This is a genomic window from Sulfuricurvum sp. (assembly GCF_041651515.1).
In the GTDB taxonomy this organism is placed as follows: domain Bacteria; phylum Campylobacterota; class Campylobacteria; order Campylobacterales; family Sulfurimonadaceae; genus Sulfuricurvum.
Map to the genome: position 1 here is coordinate 332,702 of NZ_JBAZJF010000003.1, position 18,699 is coordinate 351,400.

The 18,699-nt window shown below is 42.2% G+C and carries 20 protein-coding genes and 1 tRNA gene; 12 read left to right on the top strand and 9 right to left on the bottom strand.

The window, feature by feature from the left end; translation table 11 throughout:
* Window positions 1–161 precede the first annotated feature (161 nt).
* Window positions 162–1,649, top strand: a complete 1,488-nt coding sequence (locus WC407_RS07340) for a diguanylate cyclase domain-containing protein (protein WP_373021957.1) — start codon at window positions 162–164, stop codon at window positions 1,647–1,649.
* Here the strand turns inward: WC407_RS07340 and WC407_RS07345 are convergent.
* Window positions 1,639–2,040: a hypothetical protein gene (locus WC407_RS07345; RefSeq protein ID WP_373021958.1), complete on the bottom strand. Its 402-nt coding sequence runs from the start codon at window positions 2,038–2,040 to the stop codon at window positions 1,639–1,641. The two genes, WC407_RS07340 and WC407_RS07345, sit on opposite strands and share 11 nt — an antisense overlap.
* Window positions 2,041–2,127: 87 nt before the next feature.
* Here WC407_RS07345 and WC407_RS07350 point away from each other — a divergent pair, with 87 nt between their 5' ends.
* Genes WC407_RS07350 through WC407_RS07360 form a run of 3 tightly spaced genes read left to right on the top strand, consistent with a single transcriptional unit; the run spans window position 2,128 to window position 4,633 of the window.
* Window positions 2,128–3,375, top strand: a complete 1,248-nt coding sequence (locus tag WC407_RS07350; protein WP_373021959.1) for a DEAD/DEAH box helicase — start codon at window positions 2,128–2,130, stop codon at window positions 3,373–3,375.
* Complete coding sequence (locus WC407_RS07355) at window positions 3,356–4,054, top strand: tRNA-uridine aminocarboxypropyltransferase (RefSeq protein WP_373021960.1); 699 nt, start codon at window positions 3,356–3,358, stop codon at window positions 4,052–4,054. The genes WC407_RS07350 and WC407_RS07355 overlap by 20 nt, the downstream gene beginning before the upstream one ends.
* Window positions 4,055–4,060: 6 nt before the next feature.
* Complete coding sequence (locus tag WC407_RS07360; RefSeq protein ID WP_373021961.1) at window positions 4,061–4,633, top strand: NUDIX domain-containing protein; 573 nt, start codon at window positions 4,061–4,063, stop codon at window positions 4,631–4,633.
* Here WC407_RS07360 and WC407_RS07365 read toward each other — a convergent pair.
* The gene (locus WC407_RS07365) at window positions 4,630–5,493 is read right to left on the bottom strand and encodes an aldo/keto reductase family protein (RefSeq protein WP_373021962.1); all 864 of its coding nucleotides are present in this window, start codon (window positions 5,491–5,493) and stop codon (window positions 4,630–4,632) included. The two genes, WC407_RS07360 and WC407_RS07365, sit on opposite strands and share 4 nt — an antisense overlap.
* A 160-nt stretch (window positions 5,494–5,653) precedes the next feature.
* On the opposite strand from WC407_RS07365, the gene WC407_RS07370 reads away from it, so the two are divergent.
* Window positions 5,654–6,022 (top strand): hypothetical protein, encoded by a 369-nt coding sequence (locus WC407_RS07370; protein ID WP_373021963.1) that lies wholly within the window; start codon window positions 5,654–5,656, stop codon window positions 6,020–6,022.
* Window positions 6,023–6,027: 5 nt separating this feature from the next.
* Here the strand turns inward: WC407_RS07370 and WC407_RS07375 are convergent, their stop codons facing one another.
* The 3 genes from WC407_RS07375 to WC407_RS07385 all read right to left on the bottom strand — a co-directional run bounded on the left by WC407_RS07375 (window position 6,028) and on the right by WC407_RS07385 (window position 7,650).
* Window positions 6,028–6,219 (bottom strand): hypothetical protein, encoded by a 192-nt coding sequence (locus tag WC407_RS07375; protein WP_373021964.1) that lies wholly within the window; start codon window positions 6,217–6,219, stop codon window positions 6,028–6,030.
* A 634-nt stretch (window positions 6,220–6,853) separates the two neighbouring features.
* Window positions 6,854–7,105 carry a hypothetical protein gene (locus WC407_RS07380; RefSeq protein WP_373021965.1) on the bottom strand — a complete coding sequence of 84 codons (252 nt, stop codon included), beginning with the start codon at window positions 7,103–7,105 and terminating at the stop codon, window positions 6,854–6,856.
* A gap of 110 nt (window positions 7,106–7,215) precedes the next feature.
* A complete protein-coding gene (locus WC407_RS07385; RefSeq protein WP_373021966.1) occupies window positions 7,216–7,650 on the bottom strand; it encodes a low affinity iron permease family protein in 435 nt (144 codons plus the stop codon).
* Between the two features lie 479 nt (window positions 7,651–8,129).
* Between WC407_RS07385 and WC407_RS07390 the strand changes: the two genes are divergently transcribed.
* Window positions 8,130–10,568, top strand: a complete 2,439-nt coding sequence (locus tag WC407_RS07390) for an EAL domain-containing protein (protein ID WP_373021967.1) — start codon at window positions 8,130–8,132, stop codon at window positions 10,566–10,568.
* 195 nt (window positions 10,569–10,763) lie between these two features.
* Here the strand turns inward: WC407_RS07390 and WC407_RS07395 are convergent, their stop codons facing one another.
* From WC407_RS07395 to WC407_RS07410, 4 genes are all read right to left on the bottom strand, one after another.
* On the bottom strand, window positions 10,764–11,066 hold the full coding sequence (locus WC407_RS07395) for a type II toxin-antitoxin system RelE/ParE family toxin (protein WP_373021968.1): 303 nt from the start codon (window positions 11,064–11,066) through the stop codon (window positions 10,764–10,766).
* Window positions 11,063–11,278, bottom strand: a complete 216-nt coding sequence (locus WC407_RS07400; RefSeq protein ID WP_373021969.1) for a hypothetical protein — start codon at window positions 11,276–11,278, stop codon at window positions 11,063–11,065. The genes WC407_RS07395 and WC407_RS07400 overlap by 4 nt, the downstream gene beginning before the upstream one ends.
* A gap of 113 nt (window positions 11,279–11,391) precedes the next feature.
* Window positions 11,392–11,467: transfer RNA gene (locus WC407_RS07405), tRNA-Ile, on the bottom strand.
* Between the two features lie 32 nt (window positions 11,468–11,499).
* Window positions 11,500–12,609 (bottom strand): FtsW/RodA/SpoVE family cell cycle protein, encoded by a 1,110-nt coding sequence (locus WC407_RS07410; RefSeq protein WP_373021970.1) that lies wholly within the window; start codon window positions 12,607–12,609, stop codon window positions 11,500–11,502.
* 51 nt (window positions 12,610–12,660) lie between these two features.
* On the opposite strand from WC407_RS07410, the gene WC407_RS07415 reads away from it, so the two are divergent.
* The 6 genes from WC407_RS07415 to WC407_RS07440 are packed head-to-tail and all read left to right on the top strand — an operon-like array spanning window position 12,661 to window position 18,692.
* Window positions 12,661–13,638: an RluA family pseudouridine synthase gene (locus WC407_RS07415; RefSeq protein WP_373021971.1), complete on the top strand. Its 978-nt coding sequence runs from the start codon at window positions 12,661–12,663 to the stop codon at window positions 13,636–13,638.
* Complete coding sequence (locus WC407_RS07420) at window positions 13,583–14,836, top strand: fibronectin type III domain-containing protein (protein WP_373021972.1); 1,254 nt, start codon at window positions 13,583–13,585, stop codon at window positions 14,834–14,836. Before WC407_RS07415 ends, WC407_RS07420 begins: the two co-directional genes overlap by 56 nt.
* 5 nt (window positions 14,837–14,841) lie before the next feature.
* Window positions 14,842–16,017, top strand: coding sequence for a tRNA (guanosine(46)-N7)-methyltransferase TrmB (gene trmB, locus WC407_RS07425; protein ID WP_373021973.1), 1,176 nt, complete (start codon window positions 14,842–14,844; stop codon window positions 16,015–16,017).
* Window positions 16,010–16,681, top strand: a complete 672-nt coding sequence (locus tag WC407_RS07430; protein ID WP_373021974.1) for a cell division ATP-binding protein FtsE — start codon at window positions 16,010–16,012, stop codon at window positions 16,679–16,681. The genes trmB and WC407_RS07430 overlap by 8 nt, the downstream gene beginning before the upstream one ends.
* A complete protein-coding gene (locus WC407_RS07435; protein ID WP_373021975.1) occupies window positions 16,668–17,480 on the top strand; it encodes an SPOR domain-containing protein in 813 nt (270 codons plus the stop codon). The genes WC407_RS07430 and WC407_RS07435 overlap by 14 nt, the downstream gene beginning before the upstream one ends.
* Entirely contained in the window at window positions 17,481–18,692 is a 1,212-nt protein-coding gene (locus WC407_RS07440; protein WP_373021976.1) for a murein hydrolase activator EnvC, read from the top strand. It abuts the gene before it with no gap.
* Window positions 18,693–18,699 lie beyond the last annotated feature (7 nt).

The window sequence follows — 18,699 nt, forward strand, 5'->3', positions numbered from 1 at the left end:
ATTATAATCCATTCACCCTTAAGCATTTATTTGACGACTTCTGTCGTACACCCTTTTTTACAAAACCTCATCCCCCCCTCATCAGCTATAAAACAGCCAAGAGTTGATAGCATTAACCCAACAAAGCTATATTTTACGTCTAAACCATGGGAAAAGGCACAATGGCAGAAACTAATGATCCGATAGAGTTCGAAAAATTTCGTAGCCATATCCTAGAAATGCTTGTCAGCAGTGAATCGCTCAATGTCATACTCCAAGAGATTGTGTTGGGGATCGAAAAACTTCATCCTCAAATGCTGTGCAGTATTTTACTTTTGGATAATGAGGGGAACCATCTCGGCAATGGTATCGCACCGAGCCTCCCTGATTTTTACAATGAAGCAATTAACGGCGTTCAAATCGGCATCGGCGTCGGATCATGCGGGACGGCCGCCTATTCCAATGAACGTGTTGTTGTTGAAGATATCACGACCCATCCGTATTGGGCACCGTACAAAGAACTTGCACTTCGTGCAGGGCTCGGAAGCTGCTGGTCACAGCCTATTCGTTCTTCGACCAATCAGGTGCTGGGAACATTTGCCATCTATCATCACGATACCCACACCCCAAATGAATCCGATATTTACCTCATCGAACAAAGTGCCAGACTCGCCAGTATTGCTATTGAAAAAAGTGTTTCGGAAACCAAACTGCGTGAAAGTGAAGCCCTCTATAGACTCCTCACCGAAGATGTATCCGACGTGATCTGGAAGACCGATCTCAATCTGAATGTCACCTATATCAGCCCTGCCGATGAACGATTACGCGGCTATAAAGCTGAAGAAGTGATCGGGCACTCTGTTTTTGAGATGTTTACCGACGAGGGGATCGCTCTTATCCTCGAAAAACTCAAAGAAAGAGAAGAATCCGAAAAGAAGGGAATTAAAACGGGCTATACCACTTTCGAGTTGCAGCATCGATGTAAAGACGGCACGCTGAAATGGGGAGAAGTCCTCTCCAAACCTGATCGTGATCCCAACGGTACTATTATTGGCTTCCACGGTATAACCCGCGAGATCACTGAACGCAAGCAGATGCAAGAACAAGTGCATCAACTGGCATTTTATGACTCGCTTACAAAGCTTCCCAACCGTCGGCTCTTCTATGATCGCCTCAGACAAGCCATGGCAAGCAGCAAACGAAGCCACAAATATTGTGTATTAATGTTTCTCGATTTAGATAATTTTAAACCCCTAAACGATGCCTATGGTCACGCTGTCGGCGATTTATTGTTAATTCAAGCGGCAGAGAGGATTAAAAACTGTGTACGAGAGATGGATACGGTCGCCCGTTTCGGCGGTGATGAGTTTGTCATCATGCTGAATGAACTCAGTGAAAATAAAGTTGAATCGGTTGCTCAGGCTGAAATCGTAGCCGAAAAAATTCGCACGGCCCTCTCTGCCCCCTACCTCTTCAATGCAAATAACAATGAACCCGACAGCTTCTTCGAATATTACTGCAGTGCGAGCATCGGGGTAGTCGTCTTCACCAACCACGAGGGGAATGAAGATCAACTTTTACACGAAGCGGATAAAGCGATGTACACAGCCAAAGAAAAAGGGCGTAACACCATTCATTTCTGCACAGGAATAGATGCCCTTACAGATTAAGCAGCAGTGATCCTGCCCCTTTTGAAACAATTCCCAAAGGCACTTTAATCCCCTCTGCCATATGATCGGCAAAGATTCGGTTGAGCCATACGCGATTTGTCTGAACATTCCGTAAGATCAAGTATTCTTCTTTATCAACGCTCAAGGTCATGTACGAACCGATGTTCACCGCAAGCTTTTGCGTCTCCCCTTCCGGCAGAAGGATAAAATGGAGTGTTTTTTTGTTCGTGTCGACCGTTATATTTTCGACTTTCCCGTATCCGCGTGCACTAAAATAAAGCGATACTGCCGAGTTTAAAATTTTGGAGCGGATAGTGTCCATGGTGGAGATTTCAGCCCCTTGTATACTCCCTAAAAGGATCATAAACATAAAAATAAGACGTTTTAACATCGTTTACCTCGTTTTAAAAAGGCGATTATACCTCCTCTAAAGCGCAAACTCCCTAAAATACGTTCAAATATTACGAGGAATCCCCAAATGCCATTTTCCCGACTCGGACTCTCGCCGCACATTCTGCGCGCACTTCAAAAAAGCGGCTTTGTTGACCCCACTGCGATACAAGAAAAGGTTATTCCCCTCGTATTGGAACGTCACGATGTCATGGCCAGAGCACAGACGGGAAGCGGTAAAAGTGCGAGTTTCGTGTTACCGATTCTAGAGCTTTGGATGCGAAGCAAAGGGGAAGGAAAAGCGAAGATCAAAGCGCTAATCCTTACCCCTACACGAGAACTGACGTTGCAGGTTGCCGAAGCGTTTGAGACCTTCGGTGAATTTTTACCGAAACAACCGAAAGTGGTAAGCGTCATCGGAGGGGAGAGCATCGGCGATCAGCTCTACGCCATACAACAAGGGTGTGACATCCTCGTAGCCACCTCAGGGCGATTGCTCGATGTCGTGAAAAAGAGACAGATGAATCTCTCCCATCTCGAATTCTTCGTCCTTGATGAAGCAGACAAGATGCTTGACCTTGGATTTGCTGAGGAGCTGGAACTTATCCTTCAAGAGATCCCAATCCAGCGTCAGAATCTCCTTTTTTCAGCCACCTATCCTCCGAAAATGGTTGCAATTGCCTCCAAAATCACCCGAAATCCCGTAGAAATCACCCTCGAATCCGAAGAGCCGACGGTGATGAGTATCACTCAGCGGGTCATCGAGGTCAACCGGGAAAATCGCGGTCCCCTCCTCCGCCATCTGCTCAATACTGAAAAGTGGGAGCAGGTACTCGTCTTTATGGCCAATAAACGCGCCGCCGATAACATCGCGATGAAGTTCAAAAAATACGGTTTTTCAGCCGACTCGTTTCACGGTGACCTCCTCCAAGAGGAGCGAACCTTTACCCTCAACCAATTCAAGAACAAAAAAATCCGTATCCTCTTTGCTACCGATATTGCCGCTCGCGGACTCGATATTGACAATATCACCTGTGTCATCAACTTCGATCTCCCCCGCTCTCCTGCGGACTATATCCACCGCATAGGACGTACTGCCAGAGCCGGAAAATCAGGGATAGCCGTCTCCTTCATCTCCCACGAAGATCAAGATCATTTTGCCCTGATCGAAAAACGTTCCCAAATTAAACTTGTACGGGAGCAAATAGAGGGATTTGCCCTCACCGGAGAGGCTCCGATCAAAGAGCGTGGTCCTCAACCGGTCAAAGGAAAAGGGAAAAGTAAAAAAGACAAACTCAGAGAGCAAGCTGCCAAAGATGCCAGTAAAAAAATCTAACCATCTTCCCATGGAGAGACCGGAAGCCAGAGCCAAATGCTACACCTGCTATCGCCCTATGAGTTCGTGTATGTGTTCACACGTCAAACCCGTCGCTACGAATACGAAATTCATCATTCTGATGCACCCCAAAGAGTTTAAAAAGACCAAAAACGGGACAGGCCGCCTCACCCATCTCTCCCTTCCCAATTCAGAGATCTACATCGATGTCGATTTCACCGACCATACCGCCATCAATGCCCTGATCAATGATCCCTCCAATCTGTGCTATGTCCTCTATCCCGGCAAAAAAAGTGTCAATCTAAACACCCAAAAGATCGATACGGATGGAAAACAACTGGTCATTTTTATCATCGATTCAACGTGGCCGTGTTCGGTAAAAATACTTCGACTCAGCCACAATCTACAGCAGCTGCCGAAGCTCAGTTTTACCCACTCTAAAACGTCGCAATTTCAGATCAAAGAGCAACCCGCCGACTTTTGCCTCTCCACCATAGAATCGACACTGACCATACTCGAACTGCTCAATATGCAGGGGGTCGAATCGATACAACCCGAGTCATTGGAACATTTTCTAGACCCGTTTTTATCGATGGTGGATCATCAACTGAAATGTATTTCTACAGGAGATGAAGATACTATACGGTTTAGAACCTACGGATCGACAGATAAGGGATAAGGAAAAATGAAAACACGACGTATACCTTTTGGACAGACCAACCCATCGAAAAAAAATGCCGTTTTTCTAGCCATCTACGTCGAATCGATTTCACCGTGGAGATACTTCAAAGACGACATGCAACATCTCAAATGCCCTGCACTGATTATGATCGACCGATGGGATGGACGTATGGGATTTCCAGGCGGAACGGTGAATGAGGGGGAGAGCCTCATTGAAGCATTGGTACGGGAGATCAAAGAGGAGATTGGAATCACGATCAAACCCGATAAAGTACATCCGATCGTGAGCCATGAAACGCGCCTCGTCACCCACCTATACGGGCTAAAAGTACTCGAAGCAGAATTTTTGCATATCTATTACCACATCCTCAATAATTTCTCCCGTTCAATCCTCCTCCACGCCTACGAAGAGGGGGATGAGTCGCACTTTATGTCGGAGATTACAGGGATCAAAATCGTCCCGCTGATTCAGCATGAGAATAAAGGGATCGTCCGCTTTATCGAAAACTCTTTTGCCGGCTCATCCCGAGAAGACCTTGACGTATTGCTGCGAGAAATTTTTCACATCAATCTCTAGGAAACACTTTCTCCCCCCAATAACATCCCGATACTCGCTATCTCATTGTCGGTGAGTTCAAATTCAAAGAGTGCCAAATCCTCCTCAATATGCTTCTTTGATGTCGATCCGATCAACGGGACAATCCCCACATGACTCAAATAGCGATAGAGTATCTGTGCTTCAGTTTTGTCATACTTTTGGCTCAGGGCAAAAAACTCGCGGCTTGCTAAAATATGGGGATTTGCGGTCAAACTCCAAAAACTTTGATAGATAATCCCCTTCTCAGTGCACCAGCGTCTAAGTTCGACGTCATATCCGCTCTCAGCGTAAAAGCGGTTTTGTACCACGGCAGGTTTTATCTCCGCCTCACCGTACAGCCGAACCAGTAATTCCAGATCATAGCAATTGCTAATCCCAAGCTGACGCGCTCCGCCGCTATGATAAATACACTCCATAGCTCTCCACACTTTTAAAAGATTGGCATACGGAAAAAGAGGGGAATGGAGCACCAGTGAATCGACATATTCCGTTTGGAGATTTTTTTTCGAATGCTCAAACGATTGTGCTACCTGAACGTCTAAAGCCCCCTTAGGATCATAGGGGATTCGCATAGGGTCTTGTCCCGAGAGAGGGGTAAACTTTGTCTGGACAAACAGCTCGTTACGCCCTATTCCCATCAGGGAGAGACGCATCAATGCCTCCCCAACCAAAGCTTCTTCATAATGTTTGGGCTGACACGCCGTATCGATTCCACGAAATCCGCATAGAATCGCTTGAACGACCAAATCGGCGGTGCGCTCTTTTTTCCATGCCGTACCGTAGATCAGTTTGGGCATCTTAATATTTTCGGATGTGGTGACATCTAGGCCAGTGTGCATGCGGATATCCTCTATAAAACTGCGGATAGTATAGTGGGTACCAACTCACTTTTAACTTTGCAAAAATTGCATTTTCTCCCGATTCAGGAGAGCTTTAAAAATACGCATCACCACAGCGGCGTGCTATAATCTCCCATTTATTATACAAAGCGATAACACCATGACATTAACACCCGAAAAAAAAGAATTGATTAAAGAAGCTACACTCGCCTATAAACACGACGTAGAACAACTCAACCGTCTTCTCGAAGCAGAAAACGACGATGAGCGCCGAGAAAAACTCTTCTGGCTTCGTGCCATAGCAAGTATCGAGCAAGGATATAAGATCGGTCTTTTCGACAACGAAGAGCTAGACGAAACACAGCTCGACGCAATGGGACAAGAGGCACAAAAACATTTTCATAACATGTACGATCCCGAATTGGTCGATGATATAGCTCTGCTCGACGATGATATGAAAAACCAATTTTTTGATGATCCGTTAGGGTCAAAAAAAGCTCTTATGGCAGAATTAAAGATTACGCTGTAGAGGGATCAATCCTCCTTGCTGCTTATCGGTTGCAAAATATACTCTTTAACCAAAGCAGTGATCTCACCATCCAATGCCGTAGCATTATCCTCTGCCGTTTTTTTCTCTGCAGCAGACATTTCTGCTACCGCTTCCTGATGTAACTCCCGTCTCTCTTTGATTTTATTTTTCAATGCGTCAAATATTGATTCTGTCATGATTATTTTCCAAATTATTATTAAACGATGGAAGGGGCTACCTTTTCCATGTAATGTAACGACCAATGTCTTTTGAATCTCTACGAATAAAGCGCCAAGAGCAAAACTAATTTAGGGCGAATACTCGACTAGAAGAGTATATTGGCCCAAACACCGCAGGTATTTTCAATTTTATTGAGAAAAGAGTTGTAGTTTTTAACGAAAATAGGGATCATGGCTGTATCACCTTTAGTGAGATATTGAACGTCAAGCCATTTACATCCGTTTTATCAAATGAAGAGCTATCTATACAACAAGCAATAAACGTACCTAATTGATATTTCTTATCAAATATACTTATATATAATAAATTTAAATACTATTGAATTGCAAAGAGAAAAGCAACATAAATCAAAAAAGCAGCTCTGAAAAATGGGGATGATGCCGAATTGGGTATTTCAACGATTCATTTGATTGAGATTTTATAAAATAATGAGGGAAAAAGGGCAGGAAGTAAGAAGATTAAATTATGCGCCAGTTAGACACATTAAATAATCTTTTCAACACGTATTATAACGCAATAACTTTTTGGTCAACCAGAATATTCGGGTTAACTTGATTTATTAAACATCGGCGTCATCAAAGAATCAACGATTCACTCTTCGCCGTATGCCATTTTGATATAGCCTTCAAGTTTTCCGTCCATTGCACCCATAATAGAGGTCAAAATTTTATCTTTTTCATCGTTAGATAATTTATTGCCCGTTGATTTTTCAATAGCATAAATCGCCGTTGATGCTGCGGTATCGAGTACATAGTTGTTTAGTGCCATTGCCATTTTTGCCGTGTGATCACCGACCACTTGAGCGATATGTTGTTGAAGTTCTACTAATATTTTTTCATCCATTATGAAATCCTTTTTGTATTGTATGCGACAGTAACATTATATCTAACGGGAGGGCTTGAGTATACTTTGCCATTCAGTTGGGGAGTGTACGGTGGATTTATCCTGTATTCTTAAGCAATTTCATCTTTATAAGAGGATGGGCTATTGGTATCTGTATCACCATTTTCAATTCCCATACGTGCTTTTCGAGCAAGTGCTTGATAAAGATTTTGATAATTTTTAATAATTTCTTCTTCGAGCTCTTCCAAATCCAAAAGTGCATTATGTGCCCCCAAAGTCGATCGTATTAATTCATCAAGCTTAATCTGGATTGCACTGGTATCTCTATTCTGTGTATTTTGAATAACAAAGACCATAATAAAGGTGATGATAGTAGTAGAGGTATTAATAACGAGTTGCCATGTATTGCTGAAATTGAAATAAGGCCCGGTGAGCATCCATACCAATATAGAAGCGATTGCAAGACCAAAAGTTGATGATCTCCCTGAAATTGCGGCAAATCTTTTAGTAAATGCCGTGTACCACTTTTTATTATGTATATACATCCCTCAATCCTTTAAATAATAAAATAAACCATATCATGAATTATATATATTTTTATTAATTATATTATATTAAAGCATTTTAAACACTCGCCATTTATAACTGCAGATATTATTGTGAAAATTTTAATTAATCCGTCTAACAAAACAATTCTATGATACTAAAGGTAAAGATGCTATTTAAAAAACGCTTGTGTCTGATTAGACCGATTGTAAACGGAAAAGCACTTCATTAATGATCTTCAATATGTAAAATATGACATATTGTGAGTTAATACTATTTATTCTAAAAGTACCAGAGAGATAACACTATGTTAATAAATTTTAAGATTAAAATATGATAGGATAGTCGTATTTATGTAACGTTAAAGATAAACTGAGAATCAATAAAAGAAGTTCTTATTGCTTTATGATTCATTTGTGGGTTGTATCGATAAACAGTAAAAATATACAAACAGCTCACAGTAATGAGGAATAATTAGTTGACAGCAGAAAACTTAAACATGTATGTAGAAACATTTGAGAAAGTGGCTATTGGTATTGCCCATGTGGATGTTGAAGGTCGATGGATACATGCAAATAAGCAATTATGTGACTTTTTAGGATACACGCATGAAGAGTTATTGGCAAAAACATTTCAAGAGATTACCTTTAAAGAAGATATTGCACTTGATTTGTATCATGCTAATGAGCTCTATCAAGGAGTACAGGACAGTTTCAGTATTGAAAAACGGTATGTGCATAAAGACGGAACACCTACATGGGCAAACCTAACAGCAACTGCAGTACGAAACGAAGCAGGAGCAATAGAGTATTTCATTGCTGTAGTAGAAGACATCACGAATCGTAAAATTTCCGATGCACTATTAATTGAAAGTCAGGCAAAATTTCGGGATTTTTTTCAAAAAAATTCTTCGGTCATGTTACTTATAAATCCTGAGTCAGGCAAGATTGAAGATGCTAACAATGCTGCAGCAAATTATTATGGGTATTCCAAACAGCAACTAATCGATATGCCTATAAACCATATTAATATTCTACCAGCGGAATCACTCACCAATAATTTACAAATGGCGGTGAATGAAAATTCTAACTACTTTTTATTTTCTCATCGATTAGCATCTGGTGAAATACGCGAGGTCGAAGCCTATACCTCCCGTATAAAAAGTGACAATAAAGTACTTTTATTTTCAATTATTTACGATATTACAGAGCGAAAACAGGCTGAAGAAAAACTCCATCTTGCCGCAAATGTATTCACCCATGCAAATGAAGGCATTGTTATTACTTCACCTGATGGAACTATCATTGATGTTAATGATGCTTTTAGCCGCATCACTGGTTATCAAAGAGATGAAATGATTGGTGCAAATCCACGTATTCTAAACTCTAAACTACAAGAGAAAGAATTTTATTCTAGCATGTGGCATGATCTACTCGAAAAAGGTCAGTGGGATGGAGAACTTTGGAATCGACGCAAAAACGGCGAAGTTTATGCTGAGATGCTCACTATCAGTTCCATTGTTGATACTCAGGGAAATACACAGTATTACGTGGCACTTTTTTCCGATGTTACTTCTCACAAAGAACACGAGCAACAACTTGAATATATCGCCCACTACGATGCACTTACAGGATTGCCTAATCGTGTTTTAAAATCCGACCGATTGCGACAAGCTATGATTCATGCTGAACGAAGAAATGAGAAAATAGCGGTTGTTTATCTTGATGTGGATGGTTTCAAACAAGTCAATGACCGCTATGGGCATTCAATTGGCGATCAGCTTCTGATAGCTCTTTCAACACGTATGAAACAGGCATTACGAGAAGGAGATACCCTCTCACGATTAGGTGGGGACGAATTTGTAGCGATTCTTATTGATATGGATGATACTTCTACTGCATTGCCTGTTATCCAAAGGCTTCTCGATACTACAAGTCAAACTATAGAACTTGATGATATTGTAGTTCAAGTTTCAGCCAGCATAGGGATAACTTTTTATCCTCAACATGAGGATGTAGATGCCGATCAGCTTATTCGTCAAGCGGATCAAGCAATGTACAGTGCAAAGCAATCAGGTAAAAATCGCTACCATATTTTTGATCCTGAACACGATCGTACAATACGCATTCAACATGAACGTTTAGAGAGAATACAGCAAGCACTGGATAATGACGAATTTGTTCTTTACTATCAACCTAAAGTTAATATGCGAACAGGGGAGCTTATCGGTGCTGAAGCCCTTATACGTTGGCAACATCCCGAAAAAGGGCTGATTCCTCCACTTGAATTTCTTCCGATTATCGAAAATCATCCCCTATCTGTCAAAATTGGTGAATGGGTAATCAATAAGGCTATTTCTCAAATCAAACAATGGCAAACTGAGGGGCTAAATTTACTTGTTAGCGTCAATGTTGGAGCTAAACAATTATTGCAAGGAAATTTTGTTCAGCGTTTACAATGGATCCTAGCTCAACATGAAAATTTTAATTCTTCCTCACTCAAAATTGAAGTACTCGAAACCAGTGCATTGGAAGATATTGATCTAGCTTTTAATATTATTGAAGAGTGTAAAGCAATGGGAATTTATTTCGCTTTAGATGATTTTGGTACGGGGTATTCCTCTCTTACCTATCTTAAACGTCTTCCCGTTGTTACACTAAAAATAGATCAAAGCTTTGTCCGTGATATGCTTGAAGATCGTGATGATTTGGCTATCTTAGAAGGAATTATTGGTTTGGCCAAAGCTTTTGGTCGCGAAGTGATTGCGGAAGGTGTTGAAACTCATGCACACGGGCAACAACTACTTTTACTTGGGTGTGAACTTGTGCAAGGGTATGGAATCGCACGACCGATGCCCTCAGAAAAATTCATTGCATGGTCTCAGAAATGGGAGAAAACTCATGAATGGGTCATTTAATTGGCGAAAGTTGATAATTCCTTCACCGATTTTCCCTGTCATAAAGGGACTCTTAAAAAACAATATGATGACGATAAGCAGAAAGATCGGCCATGCATTTGAAAACATCGAGCTATAAAGAATAGCTGGGTCTAACATCTATTTTCCTTATTATTTTCTATATTTAAATAGCCTATCCATTCCAAAATTAAAATATTAAACAAAAAGCTTTTTATAATTTACATTTCCATAGGTAAGATGCAATATTTTAATCAAACTTATCGAAGGATTGTAATGATAAAAAATGAGGTAATTATCTACGATCAAAATCCGACAATCAGATTTAATTTTTTTCTTTGAGCAGACAACGCCTATCAAAGGGGTATGAGAAAGATTGGCAATCGCTTTTTCAAGCCGATAAAAATAAGATCTTGCAGATTGAGGACTGTCTTGATATATATGGTCGATTAAAGCCTCAAACTCATCAAGAGCCGTTTGAGTGTATTCGATTGTAGTCAAAAAGCGTACTTAGTCTTAATTTGACTAATAACTTCTTGATGCTTAGCAATGGAAGGTGCCTCTATTTCCCGATTTAAAAGGATTTCAAGCTCTGTCTTGAAATCATCTTTTTCAGGTGTCAACATAACGGCATTAGCAGGTAACGTTTGAACGAATGCTTTGAGTTTATCAAGAATTGTTTCGTCTTGAACTTCAAGATGATAGGCTAACATGAGTCTTCTCTCTTTCGTTTTATATACCATATAATACTACATTCTACGTCAACAAATGTATTTTTCTATATTTTAAACTGTTAAATTTATTGAAGGATAGTGTATTTTGTAGGTGGTGGGTCAAGCAGGATTTGAACCTGCGACTACTCCGTTATGAGCGGAGGGCTCTAACCGCTGAACTATTGACCCGATTGAGGAGCGGTATTATAAACGCTCTTTGATTAGACGAAGCTTTTTTTGCCGGTACTGTCATACAGATAACGAAATCGATACGCCAATAGGTTTTCCATAATCCCAAACAGAACCATAAAATTGACAAAACTGCTCCCGCCATAGCTGAACATCGGTAGAGGTACTCCGACAACCGGGGCCACTCCGATCGTCATCGCGATATTAATGCTCATGTAGATAAAAATAAACAACGATAATCCGGCAGAGACGACTTTAATGTAATAATCCTGTGCCCAGGAAGCAATCATCAGCAAATGGATAATTAGTGCCGCATAGAGTGAAATGAGCATAAACGCGCCAAGAAATCCGGTTCGCTCTACGACGTAAGCGAAGATAAAATCACTCGATGCGATAGGGAGAAATTTCATTTGAGTTTGGGTGGCATCTTCTTTGGCTTTACCCAAAAATCCCCCTGAACCAACAGCGATAATCGACTGCTCTACGTGGTAACTCGGCTTTTCTCCGACAAAATCAACAAGACGCTGTTTTTGGTAATCGTGCAATTGGGTATAAATCAGCGGCATAGAAACGAGCAATACCGTTGCTAATCCGACCCAAATTTTCCAGTGTACTCCCACAACAAATAAAATTCCATACCCCAGTATTACAAGTACCGTTGCCGTCCCCAAATCGGGTTCTTTGGCAATCAGGAGAAACGGTAAAACAATAAAGAAAGAGAGTTTTACAAAATCTTTGAGTCGATAACCGTCTCTCGGCGGCGGATTACGATGGATCAGATAAGCGAGCATCAGAACGAATGCAGGTTTTATCAGCTCAGAAGGCTGAATCGTAAAATGGACGAACGGGATTTCAATCCATCGTTTTGCCCCTAGACGGGCATGCCCTACGAATTCTACCGCGACAAGCAATATAACACTGCTCCAATAAAAAATAGGGATAGTCCAGAGCATTTGACGTACCGGCAATAAAAAGAGCGTTATAAATGCTCCGATCCCTACAGCAACATAAATAAGGTGCTTTTGCCCGAGTACGGGATGAATCTCATGTATTAACCAACCTGAAGTAAAGACAAGAGGAATCAATAAGATAACGGTTATAAAATCAAAATGTGCTAGAATTCGGCGATCAATATTAAGCACTGCAATCTCATTCGTAAAAATTTTTAGCTGATTGTATCATAAAGGGCGTCAATGAACAGAGAAAATGTGACACTTTATGTCGAGGAAGCGATTCGTCTTGACCTTTTTTTAGTCCAAAAACTTGGACAAACCCGTAATCAGATCTCCCAGTTGATCGAACAGGATTGCATCCGTGTCGATGGAAAAGCGACCTCCAAGCCCGGTCTCAAACTCAAACTCGGCCAAAACGTCGAGATTATTTTTCCGGTGGCCAAATCGACTCCGGCGTTGAAGATCGATTTTGAGGTAGAGATACTTTTTGAAGATGACGATATTCTTGTCATCAACAAACCCAGCTCTCTCACCGTACACCCCGCACCAAGCGTCAAAGAACCGACGCTGGTAGATTGGCTCAAACATAAGGGAATCAGTCTCTCCACCCTAAGCGGTGAAGAGCGCCACGGTATCGTGCACCGTCTAGACCGTGGAACCAGTGGCGCGATGGTGATCGCCAAAAACAATGTTGCCCACGAAGCCCTCTCGGCACAGCTGCAGGACAAGAGCATGGGACGCTATTACATGGCGGTCTCTACCCCTCCGCTCAAAGAGGATGGAATGATCATCGACAAGCCGATCGGACGGAGTGCTCAAAATCGTCTGAAAATGGCGATCAGCGAGAGTGGCAAAAGTGCCAAAACACAGTTTCAAAAAGTGCTGTTGTCCAAAGATGAAACTCAAGAGCTGGTTGCCTGTAAACTTTTCACCGGACGAACTCACCAAATTCGGGTTCATTTAGAGTCTATGAGCCGCCATATTATGGGCGATCACCTCTACGCATTACAAGCAAAAAGTGATAAGATGGAACGTATCTTGCTTCATGCTTACATACTCTATTTTACCCATCCTACGACCCGTGAGCGCGTCCAATTCGTAGCTCCTCTTGAGGCGATGATGGAAGATTATTTAAATAAACATTTTGACGAAAAGGAACTTCATGCACTCATCGATCCGTTACGCTTTGAGCGTCTCTTTAGCACTGAGCCTCTTTAGCGGCTGTGCACCGAAACCGGTACCCGAAAAAATTGTTGCCATTGATTCGACCCTCCCTGTCCTTTCAATGAACGGCTTCATCTCCGATATTACCTCATCGGCTTTTGAGTGGAAACCGGTCGAAGATACTCGTGTAGTCGGAGTCTATGTGTATCGAAATTCTCCGGGAACGGACGATCAAAAGCTTCACCGTATTGCCACTATCGACAGCCGTTTTTCGACCCATTTTGTTGATAATGATCTAAAACCCAATACGCAGTATCAATACCGGTTTTCAACATTCAATAAAGAGGGAAGCGAATCCATTGGTTCCGAGACCCTTACCGTTGCGACCCAGCCGATGATCCCACCGGTCAGTTTTTTCCAATCCGTCGGAAATATGCCTCGCAGTGCAAAACTTCTCTGGCGTCCTCATCCAAACGGAAAAATCAGCGGCTACACCATTGAGCGTCAAAATGTCAACGACCAGACATGGTCTGAAATCGCAACCATTAATGGCCGTTTGAATGCCGAATATATTGATCATGATTTAAAAGACGGGCAGGTATATTATTACCGTATCAAAGCTCATGCGTATGACAAACTTGTCACGGAACCAAGTGAAATGACCAAAGTCATCACAAAACCTCTCCCCCCGGAAATCAAAAACATCACCGCTACCAACGATGTACCTCGTGCAATTATCCTTACTTGGGAAGCGAGTACGCTCAAAGATTTAAGCCACTACAATATTTATCGTTCTACCTCTCCGGATGGGCTATTTGATTACTATGTCAAACTCGAAACGACCACCTTTAGCGATGCTATAAAAGAAGACGGGAAATTTTATTTTTATAAAATAACAGCAGTCGATAAAGACGGTTTGGAAAGTCCACTCTCGTCAGTTGCAATACAAGGATCAACCCTCTCAAAGCCGCAGCCTCCAATCGCTTATGAAGGTAAAATTCTCGATAAAGCGGTGGATTTGCAATGGAGTAAAAATGATCCTCGCACCGTCTCGTATACGGTCATTAAAACAACCAAAACCAGTTGGATCAGCAAAGAGAGCGTCGAAATCAATGCTATTACGGAACCTAAGTTTCATGATGCCGCTATCCTGCCAAATACTGATTATATGTATCAAATAATGAGTGTTGACAAAGACGGGATACGTTCAGTTCCGACCAAAGCAATTGAACTCAGTTACGAGGCTAAATAGAACCTATGCCGCATTTACACCTCGAATCTTTTAACACTCTCTCCTTCCCCGCTACGTGCGGAGAAGTCGAATTTGACTTTATCGCCACCAACACTGAGCGCGAACAAGAATCGCTGATTGCTACCCGTTATAAAGGGCGAAAGTTTTTTCTCCTTCATAAAAAGACACAGACCAAAGAGCTTCTCAAAAGTGACAAGATTACACGCCCTTCTCCCAACTTTTTAGTCAAACATGCCCTCTTGGCATATGCGGAGTGTTCCGGGTCAAAAGTCCTCGATTCAAACGTCGATAATGCCCCTGAAAACACCCATCTAAAATCGCAGAGTGCCCTTAAAACCATCGATTTCTTTGCCAATGATTTTCCAACTGACCGTGAAGTGCGAATTGAGATCGGATTCGGTTCGGCACGCCATCTGCTTCACCAAGCAGCCGCTAATCCCGATATCCTCTTTATCGGATTAGAAATTCACAAACCCTCTATCGAACAGGCACTCAAACAAATCGTTATCCAAAATCTGAATAATATTATGGTGCTTGATTACGATGCACGCCTATTTTTAGAATTTGTCCCCTCAAATATCGTCGGTACAATCTATGTCCATTTCCCGGTTCCATGGGATAAAAAACCGCATCGACGCGTTATTTCCAAAGCATTTTTAGAGGAATCCACTCGAGTACTTAAGGTGAATGGAACGTTGGAATTGCGTACCGACAGTGAAGAGTATTACCGATTTGCCTTGGAGACATTCAGCTCACCGACGCAAAGCCGTTTTGATGTTCGAAAAAATCAAAACATCGCTATCAGCAGTAAATATGAGGATCGATGGAAACGTCTTGAAAAAAATATTTATGACGTCACCTTTACCTGCGAAGTCCAAAGTCCTGAAGCCTCAAGTGAAGGAGACTTTGCCTTCTCATCCTCCGCTATTTCAAAAGATGCCATTGAGCGGATCGGACGGGAAACGTACAAACGCGAGTGGGGCTTTCTCCACTGTGAACGAAGCTTTTCTATCAATGAAACCAGCTGGATGCTTCGTCTTGCGATGGGAAGTTATGACCGTCCGGAACACAGCTATCTCATCGTTGAAGATGGCCAAGCGCGTTATTATCCTACCCAGCCGGTTCGTTCATCCGCAAACTTACACGCCCACATCTTACTAAACGAGTTGCTTAATGGATAAAGTTATTATCGCCGACAACCTTTCCCTCTCCTACAAAGAGTTCGAATCCATTATCTCTAAGGCTACTTTCTCGATCGATGCGGGAAGTTTCGTATTTATTACCGGTGCCAGCGGAAGCGGGAAATCAACACTGCTCAAATCGTTTTATGGAGCGATAGAACCTCGTGCCGGAAGCCTTATCGTTGGTGGGGTCAAAATGAACCGCATCAGCACCTCTAAACTCAATTTCCTACGCCGCCACATCGGTATCGTTTTTCAAGATTATAAACTGATCAAAGAGTGGACCATCGAGAAAAATGTGATGCTTCCGCTCATCATCTCAGGGTATACCAAAGACGTCAGCGGCTCACAAGTCGAAAAACTCCTCGGTCACGTCAAACTTATCCATCAAGCTGGAAAATATCCTCCAGAGCTGAGCGGAGGGGAACAACAGCGGGTTGCGATGGCACGAGCCCTCGCCCACAACCCGATTTTAATCCTTGCCGATGAGCCGACCGGAAATTTGGATGACTATTCGTCCCAAGTGATCTGGAATCTTTTGGAGGGGGCAAATACACAGCTCAAAACGACCATTATCGTCGTTACCCACCATATTCCTGAGGGGCTCAATGTCCCATACAAACACTTTCATATCGAGTTGGGGAATATCCATGAAGTCGCTTAAAAATCATATCTCACTTATTATTGCCCTCTTTACCGTCCTTTTTTCCGTCCAAATTTATGTGGGGGTGGACCGTACGATTGCCGCCTATGAAACCCATCTTAAAAATGATTATTCGATCATTGTGGTCGCCAATAAATCCCTTACCGAACCCGAATTCAAAGCGATGCACTCTCTGATAGAGCGGAGCGAAGCAATCAGCGTCGATCAAGTATTGCAACGGCTTCAAGGGGAAATGTCCAAAAAGAATCTTGATCTTTTGCGGATTACCCTTCCAAAATTTTATCGTGTTTATTTGAATCGTTTCCCAACCCCAGAAGAGATTACCAAGCTTCAGAAACGTCTCCAAAGCAATGCTGCCATTCAACGGGTAGAGGGGTATTCCCAAACGCATGACACCGTTTATAAATTGATGCTCTTGTTTAAAGATGTTGTCCAAATTTTCTCCATTGCCATTGCTGCCGTAACATCGTTGCTCATCCTCAAAGAGATGCGTTTATGGCAATTTCAGCATGCAGACCGCATGAGCATTATGGCCCTTTTCGGTGCCCCTGTGTGGCTTCGTTCAGCAGTTCTCTTTCGTCTTGCGATCGTGGATGCCATTATCGCTACGATCATTTTGTGTTTAGCTTTTTTCATGATTGACCAGTATGGCTGGATGGACGTATTGCTCCATACCGTCGGAATCGATGTGCAATTATTTGACTTTTTGGGTGATTCTCTGCGCTCACTTCTCATTGCTTTGGGAGTTTCGATTCTGTTGACCCTCACCATCGTTATCGGGCATCAAGAAGAGGAATAAATGAAATTTTCCCATTCTCTTGTCTTAGCCTGTTTCATGTGTGTCGCAGCCGATGCGGCGAAGATCGATGAAAAGATTCAATCCACATCAAAACAACTGAGTGAAACCAAACAAACCTATTCTTCTCTCAATGCAAAACTCGAAGAGACCGCCGGAAAAATCATTCAACAAAAGCAAATCGTCGGGGTGCAACAAGATCATATCAATACCCTGGTCGAAGAATTAAAATCCAAAGAAACCGTCTATCAGACAAGTAAAATGACCCTCAAAGGGCTCGAAACACAGCAAAATCAATTGATAAAAACCCAAAATGAGATTGAGCAACGCCTCGTTTTTGCCATTGCACGAAATACATCGATCTCCTTGCTCATAAACGATGACCGCGCAAAAGAAGCCGATGCTATTATTACCGAAGAGGCTCTCAAACTCCACCTAAAACAAATCAATCAAGAGATCAAAGAACTCAATTTTATCTTTTCGGAGAATGCGGATAAAATTGCAGGACTCTCATCACAAACCACGGTCTTAAAAAAATCGATTGCCGTCATCGATCAGCAAAAAAATAAAGTTTTAGAGACTAAAAAAGAGAATGAAAAAGCGATCTCCCTCCTCGAAAAAGAGAAAAATGAGTATAAAAAATCGCTTGATCGGATTCTCAATCAGCAACGTTCACTCCAAAATACGCTGGCAAGTCTCAATATTATCAAACGTGAAGCGCAACGCCCTAAAAAAGCTCCACCGCCTCTCGTCGCACCAAAACCAGGATCTAAACCGGTTCCTGAAGATGTTCGCCAAGCGGTAGCCGATTATCAACCCTCTGCAACAGCGGCCTACTCCGGTGAGCGAACCATTGCTCCACTCGACAGTTATATCGTAACCAAACGGTTCGGTCCCTATACCGATCCTATCTATGGAATTAAAATATTCAACGACTCCGTTTCTCTACGGCCGAATGGAGATGATAAAGTTAAAGCCGTATTCAACGGAAAAGTTATTTTGGCAAAACCGACTGCAATGCTTGAAAACGTTATTATTATCGAACATGACAACGGATTACATACCATATACGCGCATCTGGATAAAATAGCCCCTACTGTAGAGGTGGGCAAACGGATTAAACAAGGCTCTATCATCGGACGGGTTGGAAAAGAGCTGATGTTTCAAGTAACACAACGCAATGCCCATATCGATCCATTGCAGATGATACGATAAGGAAAAG

Excerpts from the sequence above, each read along its gene's own strand:
- WC407_RS07370 (WP_373021963.1), top strand. The coding sequence starts at position 5,654 with ATGACATTAACACCCGAAAAAAAAGAATTGATTAAAGAAGCTACACTC.
- WC407_RS07415 (WP_373021971.1), top strand. The coding sequence starts at position 12,661 with ATGAACAGAGAAAATGTGACACTTTATGTCGAGGAAGCGATTCGTCTT.
- WC407_RS07360 (WP_373021961.1), top strand. The coding sequence starts at position 4,061 with ATGAAAACACGACGTATACCTTTTGGACAGACCAACCCATCGAAAAAA.
- trmB (WP_373021973.1), top strand. The coding sequence starts at position 14,842 with ATGCCGCATTTACACCTCGAATCTTTTAACACTCTCTCCTTCCCCGCT.
- WC407_RS07400 (WP_373021969.1), bottom strand. The coding sequence starts at position 11,278 with ATGTTAGCCTATCATCTTGAAGTTCAAGACGAAACAATTCTTGATAAA.
- WC407_RS07345 (WP_373021958.1), bottom strand. The coding sequence starts at position 2,040 with ATGTTAAAACGTCTTATTTTTATGTTTATGATCCTTTTAGGGAGTATA.
- WC407_RS07420 (WP_373021972.1), top strand. The coding sequence starts at position 13,583 with ATGCACTCATCGATCCGTTACGCTTTGAGCGTCTCTTTAGCACTGAGC.
- WC407_RS07350 (WP_373021959.1), top strand. The coding sequence starts at position 2,128 with ATGCCATTTTCCCGACTCGGACTCTCGCCGCACATTCTGCGCGCACTT.
- WC407_RS07355 (WP_373021960.1), top strand. The coding sequence starts at position 3,356 with ATGCCAGTAAAAAAATCTAACCATCTTCCCATGGAGAGACCGGAAGCC.
- WC407_RS07340 (WP_373021957.1), top strand. The coding sequence starts at position 162 with ATGGCAGAAACTAATGATCCGATAGAGTTCGAAAAATTTCGTAGCCAT.
- WC407_RS07365 (WP_373021962.1), bottom strand. The coding sequence starts at position 5,493 with ATGCACACTGGCCTAGATGTCACCACATCCGAAAATATTAAGATGCCC.
- WC407_RS07385 (WP_373021966.1), bottom strand. The coding sequence starts at position 7,650 with ATGTATATACATAATAAAAAGTGGTACACGGCATTTACTAAAAGATTT.
- WC407_RS07375 (WP_373021964.1), bottom strand. The coding sequence starts at position 6,219 with ATGACAGAATCAATATTTGACGCATTGAAAAATAAAATCAAAGAGAGA.
- WC407_RS07430 (WP_373021974.1), top strand. The coding sequence starts at position 16,010 with ATGGATAAAGTTATTATCGCCGACAACCTTTCCCTCTCCTACAAAGAG.
- WC407_RS07440 (WP_373021976.1), top strand. The coding sequence starts at position 17,481 with ATGAAATTTTCCCATTCTCTTGTCTTAGCCTGTTTCATGTGTGTCGCA.
- WC407_RS07435 (WP_373021975.1), top strand. The coding sequence starts at position 16,668 with ATGAAGTCGCTTAAAAATCATATCTCACTTATTATTGCCCTCTTTACC.
- WC407_RS07380 (WP_373021965.1), bottom strand. The coding sequence starts at position 7,105 with ATGGATGAAAAAATATTAGTAGAACTTCAACAACATATCGCTCAAGTG.